The organism is Pseudomonas sp. BF-B-15 (assembly GCF_019946675.1).
Lineage (GTDB): Bacteria > Pseudomonadota > Gammaproteobacteria > Pseudomonadales > Pseudomonadaceae > Aquipseudomonas > Aquipseudomonas migulae.
Genome location: NZ_JAGYFZ010000185.1, coordinates 1 through 5,098, shown reverse-complemented (window position 1 = coordinate 5,098; position 5,098 = coordinate 1). Strand labels below are relative to the sequence as shown.

The window sequence follows — 5,098 nt, the reverse complement described above, 5'->3', positions numbered from 1 at the left end:
TTAACTGCAAAAACCGAGAAAGCGATGCTGAGGAAGAGTTGGCGTTTCATGGTGGTGTGCTCCGGGGTGTAGTTGTTTGGTATGGAGCTGATGGTACGCCGCACAATTTTTATGAGAACTTCATTGAGTTGATGGTGACTATCGACGCCGGCAATGGTTTGCCATTGATGCGAAAGGGCGTCTGGGCGCATGCCTGCTCAGTACCGCATCCCCCTGTAGGAGCCAGCTTGCTGGCGATGGAGTGTCAGCTAAGGAAATGTCGACTGACACACCATCGCCAGCAAGCTGGCTCCTACAGGGGGGGCTGGTGAGTAATGTCCTAAAAACTCCATGGCGCCAGCCTGTCGTCGGCTGCACCGCCCGGCCGGAGCAGCCGGGGTATGCTGGATCTCCCGAACTATCGACGGTCTCCGGCAAGTCAGGCCGTGAGGCATTTTCTGCGAGGTTCCAGGCTCTGATCGAGAGGGTAAACCGATGCACGACTATTACGATTTGGGCACCTACAGCCGCCCCGTAACGACTCGTTCGCCACAGGCTCAGCTTTGGTTCGACCGCGGATTATTGTGGTGCTACGGCTACAACCACGATGAATCCATCCGCTGTTTCCGCAAGGCGATCGAACACGACCACGATTGCGCGATGGCCTACTGGGGAATCGCCTATGCCAGCGGCCCCAATTACAACAAGCGCTGGGACGCGTTTATCGAACAGGAGTTGAAAGACGCCGTCGCCCAGGCCCGACTGGCGACGCGTACTGCGCTGGCGCATTGCGACGGTGCCAAACCGGTGGAACAAGCGCTGATCCGGGCGCTTGAGCAACGCTATCAGGCCGACGCTGCCGACAGTGTTGAACAACTATTCACCTGGAACGATGCCTACGCGGCGTCGATGCGCGATGTCTATAAAGCCTTTCCCGACGATCCCGATGTGGCGGCGCTGTTTGCCGAAGCCTTGATTGACCGCACACCCTGGCTGTTGTGGGATCTGAAAACCGGTGAACCCGCGCCGGGCGCCGACACCCTCGAAGCGCTGGCTGTGCTGGAGCAGGCACTGGGCGGTGCGCCGCACCCCGGCGTGCTGCACATGTACGTCCACACCCTGGAAATGTCACCCCATCCCGAACGAGCGTTGCGCGCCGCCGATATTCTGCGCGACCTGGTGCCGGACGCCGGGCACCTGCGCCACATGCCGTCGCACATCGACGTGCTCTGCGGCGATTACCGTGGGGCCATGAAAACCAATAGCCAAGCGATCCTGGCCGACCGCAAATTCCTGGAGCGGGAAGGGCCGCTCAACTTCTACACCCTGTATCGATGCCACAACTACCATTTCAAACTCTACTCGGCGATGTTCCTCGGGCAATACCAACCGGCGCTGGACGCCGCCATCGAGCTGATGTCGACCATCAAGGAAGAACTGCTGCGCGTCGAGCAACCGCCCATGGCCGATTGGCTGGAAAGCTTCGTGTCAATGAAGGTGCATGTGCAGATCCGCTTTGGCAAATGGCAGGACATCCTCGCCACTCCATTGCCCAATGACCAGGAACTGTACTGCGTGACCACCGCGATGCTGCATTACGCCAGAGGCGTGGCGCACGCGGCCAACGGGCATATCGCCGCCGCGCAAGCCGAACAACGGCTGTTCATCAATGCGCTGACCCGCGTGCCGCCAACGCGTTACCTCTTCAACAATCAATGCACCGACATTTTGGCGGTGGCCGGCGCCATGCTGCATGGGGAAATCGAGTACCGCAAAGGCAACTACGACAGCGCGTTCGCTCACCTGCGCGAGGCGCAGTCACTGGACGACAACCTGCCGTACGACGAGCCTTGGGGCTGGATGCAACCGGTGCGACACGCGCTGGGTGCGCTGCTGCTGGAGCAGGGTCGGGTGGAAGAAGCCTTGCAGGCCTACCGGGCCGATCTGGGGCTGGACGACACGCTGAGCCGTGCGTCCTGGCATCTGGACAATGTCTGGAGCCTCCACGGTTATGTGGAGTGCCTGAAACGCTTGGGGCGGGACGCCGAAGCCGCTGCTGCCCGGACCCGCCTCGATCTGGCCATGGCGCGGGCCGATGTGGAAATCACCGCCTCCTGTTTTTGCCGTGTCGGGGCGCGCTGCTGTCAGGGCTGAACTCGCCGGAAACGGGCGCCACGACGCCCGTTTTCAGGCATCGAGAAACGCGTCGATCATTGGCACCAGCCATTCGGTGCGCGTGGTCACCTGCATGTGATCGGTGCCGGGGAGCACGGCAAGCTGCGCGTGTGCCAGGCGCCGGAACATCTGCACGGCATGTTCGGGGCGGATGACGTCGGCATCGCCGACCACCACCAATGTCGGCGCGGTGATGCGGCGGATATCGTCGTCGGGGATGTCCTTGAAATCGCGCATGCGCCGGGCTGCCTTGTCATGCATCAGCCGCAGATTGCCGGGCTGCGGCGCGACCTTGAGATACGCCTCCTGCAACTCTGGCGGCATGTTCTCCAGCGTGGCGTTGGCCATCGCTTCCCAGAGCCACGGATAGGCACCGTCACGATTGACCAGCGCCGACGCCGCCACGATTTTGCGAACGAGGTCCGGATGCCTGATCGCCACCTGCAAGGCGATGGTGCCGCCATTGCTGAAACCAAACAGGTCCGCTTGCCCGATGTGCAGATACGCGAGCAGTGCCGCCGTGTCGTCCGCGGATTGCTCGAAGCTGAACGGACGGTCGACGATGTCCGCTGTGTGCCCATAACCCTGTTGTTCGATGGCAATGACCTGACGCTCAGCCGCCAGCACCGGCAGGATCTGACCGAATGAGGTTTCAAGGGTGTCGCCGCCGCCATGCAGCAGGACGAGGGGCGGTCGCGTGGGGTGCGCTGCGCCGTGAATCTCGAAATAGATCCGTAGCCCGTTGACGGGGGCGTAGCCGGTTTTGCGCTGATTCATGGCGGGTTCTCCGCGTATTTGAGGGTTTGCAGGCTGGCGAGTGGATATCTGCACGAAGGTGATTATGCTTCATGAAACCTTGCAGTGATGTGAGGCGGTCAGCCTGTTGCCAGGCTTTGTGCATTCCGTAGTCCGATAACTTCAGCCCCAGGGCCTGGGTGCGACGATGCTAGTGAGGTGCTCCGGCCTACAACAAGAGCAAGACGGAGAAGACTCATGGCCGCAATCGACAACACCACCACGGGCAACGTGCCCAACCACGGGATCACCAGGGAGGAGCGCAAGGTCATCTTCGCCTCGTCCCTGGGCACCGTGTTCGAATGGTACGACTTCTACCTTTACGGCTCTCTCGCCGCGATCATCGCCAAGCACTTCTTTGCTGGCGTCAACGAGACAACCGCCTTCATCTTCGCGCTGCTCGCGTTCGCTGCGGGGTTTGCCGTGCGGCCTTTCGGCGCGATTGTGTTTGGGCGACTGGGCGACATGATCGGACGCAAGCACACCTTCCTGATCACCATTGTCATTATGGGTATCTCCACCGCCATCGTCGGGTTTCTGCCCGGCTACGCGACCATCGGCGTCGCGGCGCCGATCATCCTGATCACCTTGCGACTGCTGCAAGGCCTGGCGTTGGGCGGTGAGTACGGCGGGGCGGCGACCTACGTCGCGGAGCATGCGCCGAAGGGCAAGCGCGGCTATTTCACTTCGTGGATTCAAACCACCGCGACCCTCGGTCTGTTCCTGTCGCTGTTGGTGATTCTCGCCTGCCGCACCGTTCTCGGTACGGAAGCGTTCGAGGCCTGGGGCTGGCGGATTCCGTTCCTGCTGTCGATCCTGTTGCTGATCATCTCGGTGTACATCCGCCTGCAACTCAGCGAATCGCCGGTGTTCCTGAAAATGAAGGCCGAGGGCAAGTCGTCCAAAGCGCCGCTGACCGAATCTTTCGCCCGTTGGGAAAACCTCAAAATTGTGATCATGGCGCTGCTCGGCGGTACTGCCGGCCAGGCTGTTGTCTGGTACACCGGGCAGTTCTATGCGCTGTTCTTCCTCCTGCAAATGCTCAAGATCGACCCGCAGACCGCCAACCTGCTGATCGCCGGTTCGCTGCTGATCGGCACGCCGTTCTTCGTGATATTCGGCAGCCTGTCCGACCGCATCGGCCGTAAGGGCATCATCATGGCCGGTTGTATTCTCGCGGCGGTGACGTACTTCCCGATCTTCCATGCGTTGACCCAGTACGGTAACCCCGACGTGTTCGCGGCGCAGGCGAAAAACCCGGTCACGGTGGTTGCTGATCCAGACCAGTGTTCGTTCCAGTTCGACCCGGTGGGCAAAGCCAAATTCACCAGTTCCTGTGACCTTGCCAAGACGGTACTGGCGAAGAAAGCCATCCCCTACATCAACGAAAAAGCCGAGCCGGGCACCATTGCGCAGGTTCGCATTGGCGGCAAAGTGGTCGAGAGCTTCGAGGGCACCGGCATGCCGGCCGCCGACTTCAAGACCCGCAACGATGCCTTCGTCGCCACCCTTGGCACCTCGCTCAAGGACGCCGGTTACCCTGAGAAGGCGGATCCGGCGAAGACCAATTACCCGATGGTGTTGTTGTTGCTGACCATCCTGGTGATCTACGTGACCATGGTCTATGGCCCGATCGCGGCGTGGCTGGTGGAACTGTTCCCGGCGCGTATCCGCTACACCTCGATGTCGTTGCCGTACCACATTGGCAATGGCTGGTTTGGCGGCTTCCTGCCGACGGTTGCGTTCGCCATGGTCGCGGCCACGGGGGATATCTATTACGGGCTTTGGTATCCGATCGTGATTGCGGTGATGACGGCTATTCTTGGGACGTTCTTTTTGCCGGAAACCAAGGATCGGGAGATTCATCACACCTAGGGTTGGGAGGGTTTTTGGGATTGGGTGGGGGTATATCCGTTGCTGCGGTGATGGCGGCTGGCGGTTTCGCCCTTACGGCGAGTCACTTTCGAAAAGCGCGAAAGTAACCAAAGCGCTCTTGCCCCTTTCGTTCGGTGCCTCGCTAAGGCTCGGCATGCCCTCGCTCCGGTCCTGCTCCGTGGGCGCGCCGCCATCGGCCATCCATGGCCGGGGGCGGCTAACCCGGCATCCATGCCGGGTTGCCCACTGCGCAGAACCTGCGCTCGGCCTCTCG

At 61.1% G+C, this 5,098-nt stretch carries 4 protein-coding genes; 2 read left to right on the top strand and 2 right to left on the bottom strand.

What is annotated here, in order from left to right; all coding sequences use genetic code 11:
* Window positions 1–191: hypothetical protein (locus KGA97_RS28980; RefSeq protein WP_317848249.1), on the bottom strand; the 191-nt coding region annotated here is incomplete at its 3' end.
* A gap of 283 nt (window positions 192–474) precedes the next feature.
* On the opposite strand from KGA97_RS28980, the gene KGA97_RS28975 reads away from it, so the two are divergent.
* A complete protein-coding gene (locus KGA97_RS28975; protein ID WP_223481959.1) occupies window positions 475–2,133 on the top strand; it encodes a tetratricopeptide repeat protein in 1,659 nt (552 codons plus the stop codon).
* 33 nt (window positions 2,134–2,166) lie between these two features.
* On the opposite strand, the gene KGA97_RS28970 is transcribed toward KGA97_RS28975, so the two are convergent.
* Window positions 2,167–2,931, bottom strand: coding sequence for an alpha/beta fold hydrolase (locus KGA97_RS28970; protein WP_223434964.1), 765 nt, complete (start codon window positions 2,929–2,931; stop codon window positions 2,167–2,169).
* 216 nt (window positions 2,932–3,147) lie between these two features.
* Here KGA97_RS28970 and KGA97_RS28965 point away from each other — a divergent pair, with 216 nt between their 5' ends.
* Entirely contained in the window at window positions 3,148–4,824 is a 1,677-nt protein-coding gene (locus KGA97_RS28965; protein WP_223481958.1) for an MFS transporter, read from the top strand.
* Window positions 4,825–5,098 lie beyond the last annotated feature (274 nt).